This window comes from Serratia sp. LTN-2, from assembly GCF_059740205.1.
On record NZ_JCAXDO010000014.1, the window covers coordinates 111,097 to 129,983 of the forward strand.

Annotated in this window: 16 protein-coding genes and 3 pseudogenes; 5 read left to right on the forward strand and 14 right to left on the reverse strand. The window is 39.7% G+C overall.

Annotation, left to right across the window (positions count from 1 at the left end):
* Window positions 1–30: 30 nt before the first annotated feature.
* From acnA to AC6BYQ_RS21910, 6 genes and pseudogenes are all read right to left on the reverse strand, one after another.
* The gene (gene acnA / locus AC6BYQ_RS21885; RefSeq protein ID WP_001151971.1) at window positions 31–2,787 is read right to left on the reverse strand and encodes an aconitate hydratase AcnA; all 2,757 of its coding nucleotides are present in this window, start codon (window positions 2,785–2,787) and stop codon (window positions 31–33) included.
* A gap of 124 nt (window positions 2,788–2,911) precedes the next feature.
* Window positions 2,912–3,724, reverse strand: a complete 813-nt coding sequence (locus AC6BYQ_RS21890; RefSeq protein WP_000550002.1) for a TatD family hydrolase — start codon at window positions 3,722–3,724, stop codon at window positions 2,912–2,914.
* Window positions 3,724–4,668 carry an RsiV family protein gene (locus AC6BYQ_RS21895; RefSeq protein ID WP_498057523.1) on the reverse strand — a complete coding sequence of 315 codons (945 nt, stop codon included), beginning with the start codon at window positions 4,666–4,668 and terminating at the stop codon, window positions 3,724–3,726. The genes AC6BYQ_RS21890 and AC6BYQ_RS21895 overlap by 1 nt, the downstream gene beginning before the upstream one ends.
* A gap of 84 nt (window positions 4,669–4,752) precedes the next feature.
* Window positions 4,753–5,595 carry a hypothetical protein gene (locus AC6BYQ_RS21900; RefSeq protein ID WP_031986018.1) on the reverse strand — a complete coding sequence of 281 codons (843 nt, stop codon included), beginning with the start codon at window positions 5,593–5,595 and terminating at the stop codon, window positions 4,753–4,755.
* A 69-nt stretch (window positions 5,596–5,664) separates the two neighbouring features.
* Window positions 5,665–7,254 (reverse strand): peptide chain release factor 3, encoded by a 1,590-nt coding sequence (locus tag AC6BYQ_RS21905; RefSeq protein ID WP_032014132.1) that lies wholly within the window; start codon window positions 7,252–7,254, stop codon window positions 5,665–5,667.
* A gap of 296 nt (window positions 7,255–7,550) precedes the next feature.
* Window positions 7,551–8,450, reverse strand: a pseudogene (locus AC6BYQ_RS21910) (IS3 family transposase); the annotation flags it as partial.
* A gap of 213 nt (window positions 8,451–8,663) precedes the next feature.
* Here AC6BYQ_RS21910 and AC6BYQ_RS21915 point away from each other — a divergent pair.
* Window positions 8,664–8,895, forward strand: a pseudogene (locus AC6BYQ_RS21915) (IS3 family transposase); the annotation flags it as partial.
* Between the two features lie 56 nt (window positions 8,896–8,951).
* A complete protein-coding gene (locus tag AC6BYQ_RS21920; RefSeq protein WP_000407077.1) occupies window positions 8,952–9,383 on the forward strand; it encodes a PPC domain-containing protein in 432 nt (143 codons plus the stop codon).
* A gap of 414 nt (window positions 9,384–9,797) precedes the next feature.
* Here the strand turns inward: AC6BYQ_RS21920 and AC6BYQ_RS21925 are convergent, their stop codons facing one another.
* Both AC6BYQ_RS21925 and curA read right to left on the reverse strand, forming a co-directional pair.
* Window positions 9,798–10,436, reverse strand: coding sequence for a glutathione S-transferase family protein (locus AC6BYQ_RS21925; RefSeq protein WP_000631289.1), 639 nt, complete (start codon window positions 10,434–10,436; stop codon window positions 9,798–9,800).
* 24 nt (window positions 10,437–10,460) lie between these two features.
* Window positions 10,461–11,486, reverse strand: coding sequence for an NADPH-dependent curcumin/dihydrocurcumin reductase (curA, locus tag AC6BYQ_RS21930; RefSeq protein ID WP_498057526.1), 1,026 nt, complete (start codon window positions 11,484–11,486; stop codon window positions 10,461–10,463).
* Between the two features lie 137 nt (window positions 11,487–11,623).
* Between curA and AC6BYQ_RS21935 the strand changes: the two genes are divergently transcribed.
* Together AC6BYQ_RS21935 and AC6BYQ_RS21940 are read left to right on the forward strand one after the other, a co-directional pair.
* Entirely contained in the window at window positions 11,624–12,232 is a 609-nt protein-coding gene (locus AC6BYQ_RS21935) for a TetR/AcrR family transcriptional regulator (protein WP_000805352.1), read from the forward strand.
* A gap of 111 nt (window positions 12,233–12,343) precedes the next feature.
* Entirely contained in the window at window positions 12,344–12,574 is a 231-nt protein-coding gene (locus AC6BYQ_RS21940; RefSeq protein ID WP_001087955.1) for a hypothetical protein, read from the forward strand.
* Window positions 12,575–12,657: 83 nt separating this feature from the next.
* Here AC6BYQ_RS21940 and AC6BYQ_RS21945 read toward each other — a convergent pair whose 3' ends face one another.
* From AC6BYQ_RS21945 to AC6BYQ_RS21955, 3 genes are all read right to left on the reverse strand, one after another.
* The gene (locus tag AC6BYQ_RS21945) at window positions 12,658–13,785 is read right to left on the reverse strand and encodes an alkene reductase (protein ID WP_000647816.1); all 1,128 of its coding nucleotides are present in this window, start codon (window positions 13,783–13,785) and stop codon (window positions 12,658–12,660) included.
* 201 nt (window positions 13,786–13,986) lie between these two features.
* Window positions 13,987–14,664, reverse strand: a complete 678-nt coding sequence (locus AC6BYQ_RS21950; protein WP_000697981.1) for a type 1 glutamine amidotransferase domain-containing protein — start codon at window positions 14,662–14,664, stop codon at window positions 13,987–13,989.
* A gap of 90 nt (window positions 14,665–14,754) precedes the next feature.
* Complete coding sequence (locus AC6BYQ_RS21955; protein ID WP_000931664.1) at window positions 14,755–15,912, reverse strand: iron-containing alcohol dehydrogenase; 1,158 nt, start codon at window positions 15,910–15,912, stop codon at window positions 14,755–14,757.
* Between the two features lie 183 nt (window positions 15,913–16,095).
* Here AC6BYQ_RS21955 and AC6BYQ_RS21960 point away from each other — a divergent pair.
* Window positions 16,096–16,425 (forward strand): annotated as a pseudogene (locus AC6BYQ_RS21960) (IS3 family transposase); the annotation flags it as partial.
* An 85-nt stretch (window positions 16,426–16,510) separates the two neighbouring features.
* On the opposite strand, the gene AC6BYQ_RS21965 reads toward AC6BYQ_RS21960, so the two are convergent.
* The 3 genes from AC6BYQ_RS21965 to AC6BYQ_RS21975 form a co-directional block, all read right to left on the reverse strand.
* On the reverse strand, window positions 16,511–16,813 hold the full coding sequence (locus AC6BYQ_RS21965; RefSeq protein WP_000920558.1) for a putative quinol monooxygenase: 303 nt from the start codon (window positions 16,811–16,813) through the stop codon (window positions 16,511–16,513).
* A gap of 334 nt (window positions 16,814–17,147) precedes the next feature.
* The gene (gene fghA / locus AC6BYQ_RS21970) at window positions 17,148–17,978 is read right to left on the reverse strand and encodes an S-formylglutathione hydrolase (RefSeq protein WP_000402510.1); all 831 of its coding nucleotides are present in this window, start codon (window positions 17,976–17,978) and stop codon (window positions 17,148–17,150) included.
* A gap of 228 nt (window positions 17,979–18,206) precedes the next feature.
* A partial coding sequence (locus AC6BYQ_RS21975; protein WP_498057525.1) for a zinc-binding dehydrogenase occupies window positions 18,207–18,887 on the reverse strand: 681 nt, incomplete at its 5' end.

An 18,887-nucleotide genomic window follows, 5' to 3' on the forward strand; every position in this document is an offset into this window, starting at 1 on the left:
TCATTATAAGGCTGTGCTAAGTTTATCGATTTATGAAGCAATCAAATTCCGTAGTACATAATGCAAAATACCACCTGCCTTAAAGTACTCAACCTCATTTAACGTATCAATTCGACATAACACATTAAAATGACTAGCTACTCCATTTGGCCCTTTCACATCAACCTCAAGAATTTCATGAGGCTGAATACCATCCGATAAACCACGAATCGAAATGACTTCATGACCCGTTAAGTTGAGGGACTGTCTGGTTTGTCCATCAACAAACTGTAATGGCAACACGCCCATACCCACCAAGTTTGAACGGTGAATACGTTCAAAACTTTCAGCAATGACAGCTTTTACACCTAACAAGTTCGTTCCTTTGGCAGCCCAGTCACGTGAAGAACCTGTTCCGTATTCTTTACCAGCAATAATCACAAGCGGTGTATGTTCTTGTTGGTAACGCATTGCCGCATCATAAATGGCAAGCTTCTCACCACTTGGCACATGTATGGTATTACCGCCTTCTTCGCCGCCGAGCATTTCGTTCTTAATACGAATGTTAGCAAAGGTGCCTCGCATCATGACTTCATGGTTACCACGTCGTGAACCATAAGAGTTGAAGTCTTTTGGCTCAACACCTTGCTCTTGTAAATAGCGGCCAGCTGGACTGTCTTTTTTGATATTACCCGCTGGTGAAATATGGTCAGTGGTTACCGAGTCACCAAGCACTGCCAAAATACGTGCCTGTTCAATATTCTTGATTGGTTTTGGTGGCTCACCAATACCCTCAAAGAACGGCGGATGACGAATATAGGTCGAGTCATCAGCCCATTCGTAAGTTTTACTTTTTGGAATCTGAATCGCTTGCCAACTTTCATCACCATCAAACACCGCAGCATATTCTTTGTGGAACATGTCAGTATTTACTTTTTGTAAGACGGCATCAATTTCTGCCTGACTTGGCCAGATATCTTTTAAGTAAATAGGTTGCCCGTCTTTACCTTGCCCGATTGGTTGAGTCGATAAATCGGTACGGATATTCCCAACTAAACCATAAGCAACCACAAGTGGTGGCGAAGCAAGCCAGTTGGTTTTAACCAATGGATGTACGCGGCCTTCAAAGTTACGGTTACCAGAGAGTACAGATGCCACGTTTAGATCATGACACTGAATTGCATCTTCAATTGGTTCAGGTAAAGGACCTGAGTTACCAATACACGTTGTACAACCATATCCGACCAAGTTATAGCCCAACTCATCTAAATACGGCGTAAGCCCAGCCGCCAATAAATAGTCGGTCACGACTTTAGAACCAGGCGCAAGTGAACTTTTTACCCACGGTTTACGCTGCAAACCCTTTTCAATTGCTTTTTTAGCAAGTAAACCAGCTGCCAACATTACACTTGGGTTAGAAGTATTGGTACATGAAGTAATTGCTGAGATGACGACATCACCATGATTTAACGGATATTCTTGTCTTTCAATTACACAAGATGGGCTTTCATGCTGAATATTGGCTTTGGTCGCTTCTACAGCCGTACCGCCACCGCCTTCATTTTCTAAACGCTCTTTCGCTTCTTTGGCTGGCTTAAGGGTTAATTCCATGAGCGCATTAAACGTTTTAGGTACTTCCGATAAAAGCACACGGTCTTGAGGGCGTTTTGGACCTGCCAAACTTGCCTGAACCGTACTCATATCTAAACTTAACGTATCTGTAAACACAGGTTCATCACCCGGATTACGCCATAAGCCTTGCGCCTTGCTATATGCTTCCACCAATGCGATACGGTCACTTTGACGACCTGTTAATTTCAAATAACCCAAAGTCACTTCATCAATTGGGAAGAAACCACAAGTTGCACCATATTCAGGTGCCATATTGGCAATAGTTGCACGGTCAGCAAGTGGTAAGTCGGCTAAACCATCTCCATAGAATTCTACAAATTTACCTACCACACCTTTTTGGCGAAGCATTTGAGTAATGGTGAGCACCAAGTCAGTTGCCGTAATCCCTTCTTGTAATTTGCCGGTTAGTTTAAAACCAATCACCTCAGGAATGAGCATAGAAATAGGTTGGCCTAACATGGCAGCTTCTGCTTCAATACCCCCAACACCCCAACCTAATACCCCTAGACCATTAATCATAGTGGTATGTGAGTCTGTACCCACTAAGGTGTCAGGGAAAGCAAAGGTTTGTCCGTTGTCTTCACCTAACCACACTGCTTGAGCCAAATACTCTAAATTGACCTGATGGCAAATACCGGTACCCGGTGGCACAACACTAAAGTTATTAAATGCAGATTGTCCCCAACGCAAAAATTGATATCGCTCGCCATTTCGCTGCATTTCAATTTGAACGTTTTCTTCAAAAGCCTGATCATCGGCAAAATGGTCTACCATCACAGAGTGGTCAATAACCAGATCTACAGGTGATAACGGATTAATTTTTTCAGGGTCGCCCCCCGCTTCGGCCATTGCAGCGCGCATTGCGGCTAAGTCAACGACTGCCGGAACGCCGGTAAAATCTTGCATTAAGACCCGTGCAGGTCGATATTGAATTTCTTGATCTGAGGTACGGGTTTTTAGCCACTCAGCTAGAGCATAAATGTGTTCTGTTTTAACACTGTGCTGATCTTCAAACCGTAATAAGTTTTCCAACAGTACTTTTAATGATTTCGGCAGTTTGGCAATGTCACCTAGCTTTTTCTCGGCTTGGGTTAAGCTAAAAATCTGATAATTGCTGGAACCTACTGTTAGCGTCTGTAAAGCATTAAAACTATTGATATTGCTATACTTAGCCATTGGGTTATCCTCCCATGTCTGGCAATGTTATTTTTCACGTTTTTACATGTTGTTTTCTTACTTTAAGCTTCTTTTTTAATCGCTGTGTTTTGTTTTAGTTACTATTTCTAATCTTTGATTTTTATTACGATAATTTCAAAGCAGATAAAGAGTTTTTCCACAGCAAATCTGCTAATTCTGACTCTGCCATATTTAAATTTTCAGCCAAACTTTTTAGTACATAAGGTAAATTCACAGGCGTATTTCGAGTACGCTGCTCAGTTGAAGTTTGACAGCAAAGTGGCGTCATATCAGGACAGTCTGTTTCAATCACTAAATGCTCAGCACCTATAGCCTGCACAACCGTATGAAGCTTTTTCGCATTGGGATTCGTGATTTGTCCCGTCACACCAATTTTAAAACCAAGCTTAATCAGGCCTTTTGCCTCCTCTACTCCACCACTAAAGGCATGAGCAATGCCACCGAGTTTAAACTTATGCGCTTTTAATAGTGCGAGCACATCACCATGTGCTTTCCGTATATGAAGCAACACCGGTTTTTGGTATTGAGTTGCCAAATCTAACTGATCAGCAAAATACTGTTTTTGCTTGGCATATATATCGGGCTGCTTGTGTTCCTTTAAGAAGGTATCTAAGCCGATTTCTCCTATTGCGACGCAGTCTTCTTGCTGCAAAATCTGTTCAAGATGAGAAAGATGCTCTGGTCTGTGCTGCTCAATATAAAACGGATGTAACCCCGGCGCTAAATAAGAAGTAGGTACATTCTCCCACTGCTTGAGCTGATGATGAGTGTGTACCAAATCATCAAAACGTGACTGTAAAAAGCCTATTAATACCAAAGCATCTACACCCACTTTTTTAGCTTCAAGTGCTAATTGCTGCCGATCTTCATCAAAATCGGCAACATCAAAATGGGTGTGAGTATCAAACAGATGCATTAGCTGGTACTTTTTACGGCAGGTGTCGAAGCTGGTTTAGCTTTAGGCTGCGGCAAATATTCTTCTTTCAATACATCTTGTAATTGGTCATATGGAATAACTAAACGAGGTAGCCCGACCACATAAGGTCCAATTTCATATTCGCCATATTGAAGAATCAAGCCCTGATCACCTAACAGGAAATTTTCTGTGAGTTTAAACGGCCAAGCTTGCTCATATTCACTCACACTATTTGCAAGTTTTGAGTCTGTCACCCAAGCTTTAAACGCTTCATGTGCTAATTTTTCTAAAGCCGCTTTTTTCTCTGGACGTAACAAGTCTTCAAGCTTGACCTGCTTTTCTTTCTTTAAATCAAAATTATAATATTGCTGCGCTGCCGAGCCATGTGCCCCGCCTAAATAGCTACTACTATTTACAACAACGGTTACGACTTTACCTTGAGACTGTATGATTTTAGGTTTCACCAACAGATTAATTTGGTGATTACTACTTAGAGCCTTTAACTCATTGTCCAAATCAATAAATGAATTTGCATAGCGCTGAACCTGAGCATCGAAACTATCTTGTTGCTCTGTAGCGGCAGCTGTTGAAGCTTCTGTCTTCTTATCAGCTTGTGCTGCTTTTGCATCTGGTTCTGCAATTTCAAGAATCTGTCCGAGTGCTTTTAAAACTTGTTGATCAATAATCTTATCAATAAAAGGGAAATTACTTTGTAGGCGTTCTACCGTAAATTCGGGACAAGTTTTACCATCACAATCCGGTAAAGTCACTTTACTTGGAACTGTTTCCCCTTTCAAAGTCAGTTCTACAGGCTTTTGTTCAACCACAGCCGATTTTTGCTGATCTTCCGACTCTTTAGGATCACTTTTAGGCTGACATGCCACCAAAAATATCGCAGAAGCAAGTAGCGTTAAACGTAGCGAAGCCTTAGAAGTTAACATCATATTTTGCCTTTATTCTGAGAAGATTATGCATAACTCATATGAAGTTAGCGCATCTACAAGTAGGTTGCAAATTCTGCTACCAACTTAAAACATTTGTTCATAAACCTGAGGTTGCAATATTTTTTTCGTTTGTTCTGTTGTTAAATAAATATCAAGTTGAGGCGCATCTTTCGTAATCTGATTTGCCTGATAGTGCAAACCTACCCCTTCCCCATCAAAGAACCAGTCAGCTTGTCCCCAATATAAAGTTTTTGGGGCTTGTTTTTTGACATCGGCAGTTTGCTTTTTCAACCAGTCCTGATACGCAGTTTGAACAATTTGATGTACTGTCGGTTGCTGGTCTTTTTTAAGCACATCAAGCAACGTTAAGTTTTTATGAAGTTTACGATCAGCCACGAAAAAATAATAACGATCTTTTATTGTGATTTCTTCTTGTTTACTGTCTAAAGCCAATTGCAATAACACATACTGGTTACGCTGCGAGGCAATGCGTGTACGAATGTGTAATTCATAAGCACGATTTTTAGAATACTTATCTTGCCATTCATCCGACTTTTTCACGTAAGCATTAATCGCTTGTTGAAGGCTTAAATCTTTTTTCAAATTAATTTGAGCCTGAATAACTTTCGCCTGATTTTTTTCAATCCAGCTATTTAACCACGCATCTTGGGTTTTTATGGTTTGAATATCGACATCAATACAATTTTTCTTTTCACAAAACGGCACTGCATAATTTGCTTTGGTTTCGGTCAAATTTAAATAAGGTAAAACCTCTGCTTTCTCAACCGGATGGTCTTGAGTAGAAGCTGAATTTTCTTGAGAAGATGATGAAGACTGAGGCTTTTTCCAGACAAATACACAAATAGCCAAAATTAGAGCTATGGCTGCAGCCACAAGCGCAATAATTGTCTTTTTACTCAAGTTCATTTCATCATCCTTTCTTATTTTTCAAAACAAAACAGCTTCTATTCGAAGCTGTTTGTCACATTTACATGATTAGTGTTCACGTGTGCTACGGAACTCAATATCAGGCCAACGCTCTTGCATAATCTGCAAGTTCACTCGGCTTGGCGCAAGATACGTTAAGTGTCCGCCACCATCAATAGAAAGTTGGTCATGTGCCTTTTTCTTAAACTCATTAAGAATCTTTTCATCATCACAATGAATCCAGCGTACCGTATTTACACTTACTGGCTCATAAACACAGTCAACTTTATATTCTTCTTTCAAACGGTAAGCAACAACGTCAAACTGAAGTACACCCACAGCTCCCACGATCAAATCATTGCTAATTTGTGGCATAAATACCTGAGTTGCACCTTCTTCAGACAACTCTTTCAAACCTTTTTGCAACTGTTTTGACTTTAATGGGTCTTTCAAACGTACACGGCGGAACATTTCCGGCGCGAAGTGAGGAATACCTGTGAAGTGCAAGTTTTCACCGCTAGTGAAAGTATCACCAATCTGGATTGTACCGTGGTTGTGTAAACCAATAATATCGCCCGGCCATGCTTCTTCTAAGTGCTCACGCTCGCCTGCAAGGAAAGTCAACGCATCACTAATACGAACTTCTTTACCAATACGTACGTGATTCATTTTCAGGCCTTTCTCGTATTTACCTGAACAAATACGCATGAAGGCAATACGGTCACGGTGTTTAGGGTCCATGTTGGCTTGAATTTTAAATACAAAACCAGAAAAACCTTCTTCTTTCGCTTCAACCACACGTTCTTGCGTTGGGTGAGCTTTAGGTTCAGGTGCCCAGTTCATAAATGCATCAAGAACATGGTCAACACCAAAGTTACCTAATGCTGTACCAAATAAAACCGGAGTTTGTTTACCTTGTAAGAATAGTTCGCGGTCTAATGGCTCATTTGCCATTTGTACAAGCTCAAGCGACTCTTCAAAAGAAGCCCAAGCTAACTCACCAACTTTTTCACGAATATCGGCGTGATCATAGCCATCACGTACTTCAATATCGGTAATGGTTGAACCAAAACCTGCTTTGTAGACATACAATTTATCTTCAAGAATATTGTATACACCAGCAAAGTCACGGCCCATACCAAGTGGCCATGTAATTGGTACACAGCGAATGTTTAAGACGTTTTCAATTTCATCTAACAACTCAAGTGGCTCACGAATTTCGCGGTCCATTTTGTTGACGAATGAAATAATTGGTGTGTCACGCATACGACACACTTCCATCAATTTGATGGTACGTTCTTCGACACCTTTTGCACCGTCAATCACCATTAGTGCAGAGTCAACAGCAGTAAGGGTACGATAAGTATCTTCCGAGAAGTCTTCGTGCCCCGGTGTATCGAGTAAGTTAATCGTGTGACCTTTATATGGGAACTGCATAACAGACGTGGTGATCGAAATACCACGTTCTTTTTCCATTTCCATCCAGTCAGATGTAGCTGCACGATCAGATTTACGGCTTTTTACCATCCCTGCAACCTGAATCGCTTTACCCCATAACAACAGTTTTTCTGTCATGGTGGTTTTACCGGCATCGGGGTGGGAAATAATAGCAAAAGTCCTACGAGCCTTTACTTCTCTAGCTAATTCATCTTTAAACATAAGAAAAATCTACAATATGTACACAGTTATGTACACATTTCTAAATATGTACTAAAACTGAAAAAGTGGGAATTCAAAATTGGCATAATTGTAGCAGATTTAGAGTTGTATAGGCATAGGTGGAAATCCAGTGGCTTTTTTTTGGGGGGAGAAAACACCTAGTTTTATAAACTCAATTTATCTCTTTGCTTCGGACTTTTCGGCTTATCGGGAATTGATGTTTGCTGGATTAACAGGACACTCTTACTTAGGAGATTCTAGGCAGGCAACTTGTAAAAGTCCTCTGCCATTTGATTTGGTGCATTATTGTAGCAATCGCCTTTTATACTCATCGAAGCCTGAAATCCATATTTTTCAATCATATTGCGATATTCATGGCTACAATATTGGCTTCCTCTGTCCGAGTGAACGATTAATTTTCGAGATGGTTTATGATTGCCAACAGCCATGCTGAGAGCATTGCAAATAAGTTGGGCTGTCATCCGTTCACTTAAGTTATAAGCAACTACCTGTTTAGTACAAAGGTCTTTTAAAGCTGCTCGATATAACTGTCCTTCGGCTGTCCAAATGTACGTTATGTCACTGACCTATGCTTGATTCGGGGTTTCCATTGAAAATTGTTGATCTAGCAAATTATCGTAGACAGAACGCTTGTGGTCACTATTCCTAGTTCATTTAAAACGCTTATGGCACTTACAATACAATTGATTTAACCTTTTGATACAACGGACTGCATACGCGCTAATTTGAATGCCTTGTGATTGTAAGTATCTCGTTAAGCGAATATGGCCATAACTTTCTTTAGTTTCTTGATGGGCGATTTTGACCAAGATAGTCTGCTGATATGTTTGAATCTTTCGTTGGCTTAAACCTTGTTTAAGCCAATCATAAAACCTTGATATTGAAAATTTTAGTAGTCTAGCCATCATCGTCGTTGGATATCTATTTTTTTATGCTCTTTCATATAAGCTTACCTCACTAATTTTCCTTGCCAAAGTACGCTACTGCTTTTTTTAGGGATTCTCTTTCCATTTCAGCAGTTTTGAGTTGTTGTTTTAGCTTTTTATTCTCTTCAAGCAGCGCAACGAGATAGGGTAAATATTGTTGTGTACCCGCTAATGTCCCTGCTTTGGATTTCTTGTGTCAATTGGAAAGAGTCTAGATGAAATTCCAAGTAGTCTTGCTGTTTCTGAAACAATGGGTACATCTTTATAAAATGCTTTAGCTAATGAACGGTACAGCATGGTTGATTCAGTACAATTTTCAAAGATAGTACGCGTACGGCCATCTTTACGGAAACGTTTACCATCAACTGTTTTAGCTTCAGAAGTCAAATTAATATCTGCTAAATAAACTAATAAGCCGCTTAAAATATAGTAATTACTTTCAACTAGTTATAACCCAAGTTTTGGCATAATGCAGTGACTGAAAGCTTCTTCCATACGTTAAAAGGTCACGTGGTACATGGGAGCGTTTTTTCGACTCGAAAAGAAGTGAATGCTGTCTGTTTGACTATATTTCGATTTATTATAATCGGGTCAGAAGACATTCTGCAAACGGCTGGTTAAGCCCAGAAGCGAAGCCTTTGAATAGAAATATTTCAAAAATTTAGAGGTATCAGTTGTCCACAATACTGTCTAGGATCAACGGTTCATATGTTATTATGTAGTGAGGTATACAATTATTAAGATAACGTTATGGAAATAGTAAATACAAAATTACTAGCTGGAGCTTTTATGGCCCTAACTTTAACTATGCTTAGCCCTGCCGTACTTGCAAATGATAACAATGATATACGAAAGACTGTTGTAGTTAAGTTTGCAAAAAAAGCTTACTCTGCAAATTATTACGGAAGGATAGATGGATACAAGTATGATTCCTACAAATTTTATGCTAAAAAAGGGCAAAAGTTAAAAGTGACGTTGACTGGAGGAAATGTTGAAACTTACTTATGGGGTAATCAATTAAAAGACTCCATCAATCTTGGAGAATATTCTCCAGAGCTTGATAATAATGGTATTTATATTTTACCTGCTTCAGGTGAGTATGAAATTAGAGTATTTCAACCTAGATCACAGGCAAGAAAAGATAAAAAACCTCAATACTGGATGAGTATTAACATTAAATAAGGACTTGCTAGATTCGTTTAAGTTTTATACAAGGGTTCAAAAACTATTGCCAGTTAAACTGGGGCGTGATTTTTACGTATATGTGTTTATGTCAGTAAAATGATATAGATTACTTGTTTAATACCCCGAGGAATAATTTAATCTTGCTGTGCGTTAGTCACGTTTCTTTCTTTCAAAAGTTGATTATATCTTTCAACGTAACCGTCATGATATTTAATCTCTTTTGATAAGAATTTACAGTGGAAGAACAGGCGAAACTTGTCTTAAATAATGGTAATTCGTTATCTTTAAAATAGAGAACGCCCGATGAAATTCATTGGGCGTTTAATTTAAATAAGTGTCAGCTTATTTTTTAACTAGATGTACTTGTCAATCACGACTCTTTTTCTAAATTGCCTTTAAAAATCAATCTTGCTATTTTTGACTTTTCACACCATTTTGTTCAATTTGTACTGCGGCTTGCCAGCTAGGTAGTTGGCTTAAACCTGCTACATAACGTTGGATATGGGGATAATTTTCACCTTGTCCCATATGATGAACTAAAGCATGTAATCCAAAGCCCATCATAAAGTCAGCACCGGTTAAACGGTCTGCGACTAGAAATTCTTTATCTTTTAAATATTCATTTAAATAGCTAAATACTTTATCGAACTCAACTTGAGTATAATTTTCTAGAAATACCAACTTCGTACCCTGCTTGGTTTCTATCGCATTAAACGTTTTTAACAAAAATGGCAGCATGGCAGAGCTTTCTGAGAAATGAATCCACTGTAGATAATCGACATAGGTAGGTTCATCCATATCTGGTGCTAAATGCGGCGCAAGTTGCTGAATTAATAACTCAACGATTGCTCCTGACTCTGCAATAACTTTGCCATCCCATTCCAATACTGGAGATTTCCCTAAAGGGTGAATGGTTTTTAAAGAGTCAGGGGCCAAATGCGTGCTTGAGTCACGATAATAGCGTTTCAGCTCATAGGGCTGCTTGATTTCTTCAAGTAACCACAAAATGCGAAAAGAACGTGATTGATCTAAATGATGTAGTGTAATCATGATAATTCCTAAATTTTTTAATTTTTAAATTTTTACAACGACTTTGCCAAAGTTTTCGCCTTTCAACATACTATTGAAAGCATTGATCGTGTTATCTAAACCTTGCACCATATGCTCTTTATATTTGATTTTTCCGTCTTTCAACCATTCAGACATTTGCTGATAGAATTCCGGATACTGACTGCCATAATCATCAAAAATAATAAAGCCTTGCATGCGAATACGCTTTTTTAAAAGGGTGGAAATAAAGCCCGGTAAACGGTCTGGGCCTTGTGCTTGCTCGGTAGCGTTATACTGGGAAACCACACCACACACCGGTACACGTGCCGCAGAGTTAAGCAATGGCCATACCGCATCAAACACTTTACCCCCTACATTCTCATAATAAATATCAATACCGTTGGGAACTGCTTGTTGTAATTGTTCTGCAAAATTTTCATCATGATGATTGATACAAGCATCGAAGCCGAGTTCTTCTACTGCATAACGACATTTTTCAGGCCCACCTGCGATGCCAACCACGCGACAACCTTTAATTTTGCCAATCTGTCCAACCGTAGCACCAACAGGTCCCGTTGCAGCGGCAACGACCAAAGTTTCACCAGCTTTAGGCTGACCAATGTCCAACAACCCCATATAAGTAGTAAATCCTGGCATTCCCAAAATACCCAATGCCCAAGATGGATGTTCAGGTTGCATACCTAAGCTTTGACATGCAGTCCCATTAGAAATTGCGTAGCCCTGCCAGCCATTTCCTGAAAGAACCCACTCGCCTTCTTTGAATTTTGGGTTTTTAGAGGCCACCACTTGACTGACTGTTCCACCGATCATCACTTCGCCAATTTCAACCGGTGCTGCATATGAAGGAGCGTCACTCATGCGACCACGCATATAAGGATCGAGTGACAAGTAAATGGTTTTTAACAATATCTCGCCTTGTTTAAGTTCATTGAGTTCAACTTGTTCAATACGAAAATCGCTGTGTTTTGGCTCACCCACTGGCCGTTTAGCTAAAACGATGCGTTGATTAATAACTGTTTTCACACATATAACTCCATGTTTTATTTAGAAGTATTTCTCTTCACAATCAAAAATTATGATTAAAATTTCTTTACATCCATTGTAGATGAGTTATAATAAAAAACAATACGACTGGTCTATTTTTTACAATAGAGTAAATAATTAATATGAAGCCTACTCCTATTAAAAAGTCTGAAGCGAAGCGCTTACACATTCTTAACACCAGTTCAGACCTGATTTTGCATAAAGGTTTTACTGGCGTAGGATTACAGGAAATTTTACAGAGCTGTGAAATCCCTAAAGGCTCGTTTTATCATTATTTCCAATCCAAGGAAGCTTTCGGATGTGAATTGGTACAGCATTATGTAGACAATTACCAAGTCCGTTTAAATGATGTATGGCGTAGTGATAAATCCCCTTATCAAAAGCTGATTGAGTATTTTAATTTATGGATAGAAGATCCTGAAACACAGTGTGGTTGGGCGGATAGCTGTTTAATTGTGAAACTTGCCGCAGAAGTTGCCGATCTATCCGAAGATATGCGCTCCATTATGTCCGCTGGCGTCGATGATGTAATCCAACGTATTGCTGGCTTAATTGATTTGGGAAAACAGGATCAGTCTATCCAAGCAGATACTGAGGCCTCGACCTTGGCACAAGTACTTTACCAAATGTGGTTAGGTGCAGCATTACTGAGTAAGTTGCAAAAAGATAAAACACCATTACATCAAGCTCTGAGTGCAACTAAATTTCTATTAAAAAGTGAAGATTCATAAAAATTAAATTAAATATCAACTACAAAATTAATAATTCATGATAGCAGTCCAATGATTACTTATTATTGTGTTGCTATTAGATCAATTAACAATCCATGAGTATAGCGCACAATGAATTCTCCTCCTAAAGCCCTCATGACTCGTATTTTAGTCGGATATTTAGGTTTATATCCCACACTATTACTGGTACTCACTTTATTAAAGCCAATTACTGAGCATCAAAGTTTCCCGATGATGGTGTTGATTGAAGTCATAGTATTAGTGCCAGTAACGCAACTGATTTCTTTCCCACTGGCAGGTTGGCTCATTACACAGCTAAAAAATTTTAAGAACTTGTTTTAAGAAGAAATTGTGCTGGCAACAGCAATCCTAAATCGTTATTTTGCCAACCACAAAGGTTGGCAAAATAACTCATTAAGTCAATATTAATCTGCGTAAGCCGGATAATCAATATAGCCTTTTTCCGTCCCACCATACATAGTGCTTGCATCTACTGCATTCAATGGCCAGCCATTGGCGATTCGATCGGGTAAATCTGGATTCGCAATAAATGGGCGTCCAAATGCAATTAAATCGGCCAGACCTGCCTCTAAAATTCGAGTCCCTCTTTCTGCCGTATATCGACCTGCATAAATAATCCGACCACTGAAAGTGTCTCTGACATCTCTACGAAAATCATGAGGAAGTTCTGGTGCATTATCCCAATCAGCTTCTGCAATAGATAAATAGGCAATCCCAACTTCTTCAAGTATCTTTATTGCCTCAATATAAGTGACATGTGGATCATCTTCAACCAACCCCATGTAAACACGATCTTCCTCTGTACTTTCAAATAGCGGGGCAAAACGCACTCCTAAACGATCTGCACCAACCACCTCAGCAACTGCCTCTACTACTTCACGTAAAAAACGCAAACGATTGTTTAGTGATCCACCATATTCATCTTCACGATGGTTACTATGTGCAGAGATAAATTGGTTCACCAAATAACCATTTGCACAATGAATTTCAACTCCATCAAAACCAGCAGCCAAGGCATTACGCGCTGCTTGAGCATAGAGTTGCACTAATTCTTTAACTTCTGCATTGCTTAAAGCACGTGGCATTGAAGGATCAGCCAAGGCCCCCGCATTGGGCCCGGTCTCAATAAAGACTTTAACATTACTATCAGCCCTAATAGCCGAAGGCGCGACCGGTGATGCATGATCGGGTTGCAAAGATGTATGTGAAACACGCCCAACATGCCAAAGTTGTGCAAAAATAATGCCTCCTTTAGCATGCACTGCTTCCGTCACTTTACACCATCCAGCAATCTGTTCAGGGCTGTAAATACCGGGAGTCCAAGCATAGCCTTGACCACGTGGCTCGATTTGCGTACCTTCGGTGACCATAAATCCTGCCCCGGCACGCTGTTGATAATAGGTTGCCATCAGTTCATTTGGAATATTCCCTGGCTGAGTACTGCGCGACCGCGTTAATGGTGGCAATACAATACGGTTTTGCAAAACATAAGGGCCTAAGCTTAAGTTTTGAAAAAGTTTGCTGGCTTTCATTTTATTGTATCCAAGTCATCATGGCTTAATTGATCTAAATTAAAAAATAACCTTCCTTCCTGTATATAGAAAAATAAAGGAAGGAAAGCTATTCACTCAGGCCCTTCACCATTAAGTGAGGGTTATTTTGCTTATTGCGCCAGTTGCTCAGAGTCAGAAGTTTATTCGCTGCTAAGCACCACAACAAACACTAGCTACTCTTTATTTCAACAATTGAAGTAATGCTGTAGCGGTTGCAGCAGAAGATGCTGGATTTTGTCCAGTAACCAGCAAGCCATCTACTTGAACATATACTTGCCAATCATCCACTTTAGAATAATGACCACCGTTTTCTTTAAGCATGTCTTCAACTAAAAATGGTACAATTTCAGTCAAACCTACAGCGGCCTCCTCAGTATTGGTGAAACCAGTCACTAATTTACCGCTAACTAAAGGCGCTCCATTACTCGCTTTCACATGACGAAGAACACCTGGGGCATGACACACTGCTGCAACAGGTTTGCCAGACTGAATCGCCTGTTCAATCAGAGAAATTGAAATCGGATCTTCTGCTAAATCCCACAATGGGCCATGTCCGCCTGGATAAAACACTGCATCATAATCAGTTACAGAGATTTCGCTAAGTTTATGCGTCTGTGCCAATGCTTGCATTGCAGTTGGATCAGCTTCAAAACGATGAGTGGTTTCAGTTTGTGCTTCTGCTAAATTACTTTTCGGATCTAGTGGTGGCTGCCCACCTTGAGGTGACGCCAGCGTAACTTCAGCACCAGAGTCAATAAAGGTGTAATACGGTGCAGCAAGTTCTTCTAGCCAGAAACCTGTTTTCTTACCAGTATTGCCAAGTTGATCATGTGAGGTTAAAACGATTAAAATTTTCATGTTATTTCTCCGATAATTTTCAGGATTGAGGAGCATTGTTGCATGATCACTTGCCGTGTGGCGTAAGCATGCCAGATACGCGCATTTAGCTTAGATGCTCGTCGCGAGAATTTGGCGACTGATCTCTAATGAAACAGTTTTATGTTCGCCTAGCTGTGTAAGATTGTGTGATTTAAGTTGCGTAATGATGATCTCAATATCTGTCTCCACCAGTCCATAATCGCTAAGACGAGTCGGCAATCCAAGTTGCTCAAAGAAGGCTCGAGTACGAGCAATAACAGTATCAATACGTTGTTCTTCATCACCTTCGACAATCTGCCAGACACGAGCTGCATACTGTAGTAATTTTTCTCGCTTCTCTTGACGACGCACTTGTAGATTGGCCGGAAACACAATGGCCAAGGTACGAGCATGATCAATACCATGTAAAGCCGTGAGCTCATGTCCAATCAAATGGGTTGACCAATCTTGTGGTACACCAGCTCCAATTAGCCCATTCAGTGCCATGCTAGCAGCCCACATCAAATTCGCACGCGTGTCATAATCTGCTGAATCGTCCAAGATTTTCGGTCCAATCTCAATCAGAGTTTGCAATAGACCTTCGGCAAAACGATCTTGTACTTGTGCATTGACAGGGTAAGTTAAGTACTGTTCCATGACATGAATAAATGCATCGACCACGCCATTTGCTAACTGGCGCGTCGGCAAGCTAAAAGTTTTATTCGGATCGAGTACGGAAAATTGCGGAAAAACATGGGGACTGCTAAATGACAATTTGGCTTGGGTCGATTTTCTGGTGACTACCCCACCGCTATTCATTTCTGAACCAGTTGCCGGAAGGGTGAGTACACTCGCAAAAGGCAAAGCTTGAGTAATTTTAGTACCATGGGTTTCTAAAATCTCCCATGTATCCCCTGTATAATTGACTGCTGCTGCAATAAATTTAGTACCATCAATTACCGATCCACCACCGACAGCCATCAAGAAATCAATCTTTTGTTCACGAATCAGCTCTACGGCTTTCATGAGGGTTTCATAACTCGGATTCGGCTCAATTCCGCCAAATTCATGAATTTCTCTTGCACCTAATGCTTCACGCACTTCAGCTAAAGTACCATTCTTACGTGCACTTTCACCACCAAACAACATTAACACTTTTGCTTCTGTAGGCACATAGTCATTGATTTTAGCTATTGTATCGCCACCAAAAATAATACGGGTCGGATTATAAAAGTTAAAATTCAGCATATTTTTATCCTAGGATAATCAGTTAATTGATTTGAAAAACCACCGTTATTCATCAAATAAACTTTAAAAAATTGGGCAACACTGCGGCTTTTGACTACACCATGTGCTAACTATACATAAAAATAGACCAGTCGTCTATTTTTATAAATATTATTTCAGCTTGCCGACTTTAGTTATGGTTAAACAAATTCAGGCTTGTTCTATACCACTTTTATTATTGATGTATTTTCACGAGCGATTGTTGGATGGAAGGTATCAACACGTATGACTACTGACATGGTCGTGAACGCATTAGCTAAAACAGTGAATGACTCATACAAAATAGCGATGATTAAATATTTTAAAAGCAGATTGGCACGGTTTAGCAGATGTACAAATGCGACAGTAAATTAGATAGATTGGTTCAATATAAAGCGTGTAAATAGTTGCATTCGTTTATTTACCCTGTTTTGGATATTGACCCTTGTAAATGATGACATTAAGCCATTAAATAAAGTAGCCCAACTTGAATAGAAAGCCTCTGACAAACATCATAGGGTTGAAGTGCTGCCTTACATTCAAAATTTCAGACAGCACCCTCATACATTTAAGCATAGGTTTAAGCTGGTAGTTTACTCGCCAAAACATCTACTTTTTCAATAGATGGTGGCTCTGAAAATAGCTCTTCGGCCTGAGCCATCAACGCAGCTGCAACCTTGCCAGATAAATGCGCTTGGCGACCCGCCTCATCAGGAAATGCATCAAAAATACCAAATGTTGTAGGACCAAGACGAAGGCCAAACCACGCAACTGTCGCAGGTTCTTCCATTACAATAGGTAAACCGGCTTTAAGAAAAGCTTCCACTTCGTCTTCTTTACCCGGTTTAGCTTCAAGACGGACATATAAAGCTGTTTTAAGCATGACTAAAACTCCATAATTGATTAGAATTCAAACTGAATCTGACATTGCTAATGTATGCATGTCAGAAAGTTTTGTTGTATAAAAGTTAAAAAAAATCCCCATAGCTGAGCCAAAATTTAGGTTTTTATTTCGACATAATGCTATGAATTTATTCAAGTTAATATCATTAACATTTGAATCAAAAAATCAAGATATGAGATGATTAAATTCAATCTTATTTATATAAGGATCAATTGACTCTACCTTAGATTTATAAGCTGACCTCTTCATCTGGAAATTATATTGCTCAAGAAGTATTCAAGAACAATATTGTACATCCTCATATCTATGAAAGTTATTTAGCTAGGAATTTGCTGTGAAACTCTATATGTTTCTCTATAAAGCTCGCAATGAAGTAATAGCTATGGTCATACCCTTCTCTTAGGTTAAGTGTAAGAGGATATTCTTGTTCCAAACAAATATCACTAAGAAGCTTAGGCCTTAACTGTTCTTCAAGAAAATCATCAGCTGTTCCTTGATCGACTAAAATAGGTAAATGAACTTCAGCGTTTTTGATTAATTCAATCGCATCATAGCTTTTCCATAAAGTTTCGGTTTCACCTAGGTAGTGTGTAAAAGCCTTTTTCCCCCAAGGTACTTGGCTAGGTGCAACAATTGGTGCAAAAGCAGAAATACTTTTATACAGCTCAGGATTTTTTAATCCAATTACTAATGCACCATGACCACCCATGCTATGACCCATAATACTTTGGACTTGATTGGTCGGAAAATTCAGGTCAATCAGATTTCTGAGCTCTTCCACAATATAATCATACATTTTGAAATGCTGCGACCAGGGTGCTTGTGTTGCATTCACATAGAATCCTGCGCCTTGGCCTAAATCATAATCTGCATGATCTGGTACATCCTCTCCACGTGGGCTGGTATCTGGTGCAACAATAATGACTTTATGTTCAGCCGCATACTTTTGTGCTCCGGCTTTAGTAATAAAGTTCTGTTCGTTGCAAGTCAGTCCTGATAACCAATATAAAACTGGCAACCGCTCATCTTTGTCATGAGGTGGCAGATATATTGAGAATTTCATTGAACAGTTTAATGCTATTGACTGATGGCGATACACTTCTTGCGATCCACCAAAAGAAGCATGCTTCTCAATTATTTCCATAATCAATTACCTATGTTGAGCAAGACTTCATGAGAAATCAAGTAAACAAAGAGTCTTACATTCTCCACAGAGAATAGTGATAAAGATTTAAAATGTAGGCAGGTTTATTGAACCTATAAACGATGCCTACACAGATAGATCTGTTTTACAGATGATGTGCCGTTTTAGAGGATTCCATGCATGTCATTCATGATGCACATGCATGGAAAAGTATAAGGTCTGACGCAATTATTCGTAATGAATTACAGTACGAATTGACTTACCTTCATGCATTAGATCAAAGGCTTCATTGATCTGATCCAAGCCCATCGTATGTGTCACAAATGGTTCTAATTGAATTTTACCGTTCATGGCATCTTCAACCATTCCTGGAAGTTGCGTACGACCTTTTACGCCACCAAAGGCAGAACCTAGCCATTTACGACCAGTAACAAGCTGGAATGGACGGGTAGAGATTTCCTGACCTGCGCCAGCTACACCAATAATTACGGATTGTCCCCAGCCACGGTGTGCACTTTCAAGGGCTGCACGCATCACATTCACGTTACCAATACATTCAAATGAATGATCTACACCCCAGCCAGTCATTTCGACAATTACTTGCTGGATTGGTTTATCGTAATCTTTAGGGTTCAAGAAGTCCGTTGCACCAAACTCTTTTGCCAGCGCAAATTTATCTGGATTCATGTCAACCACAATAATACGCCCTGCTTTAGCTTGACGTGCGGCCTGTACGACTGCCAAACCAATACCACCTAAACCAAAGACCGCAACACTATCACCTTCTTGTACTTTAGCCGTGTTATGTACTGCACCGATACCCGTTGTTACCCCACAACCCAGTAAGCAGACATGTTCGTGATTGGCTTCAGGATTGATTTTAGCCAATGATACTTCTGCCACTACAGT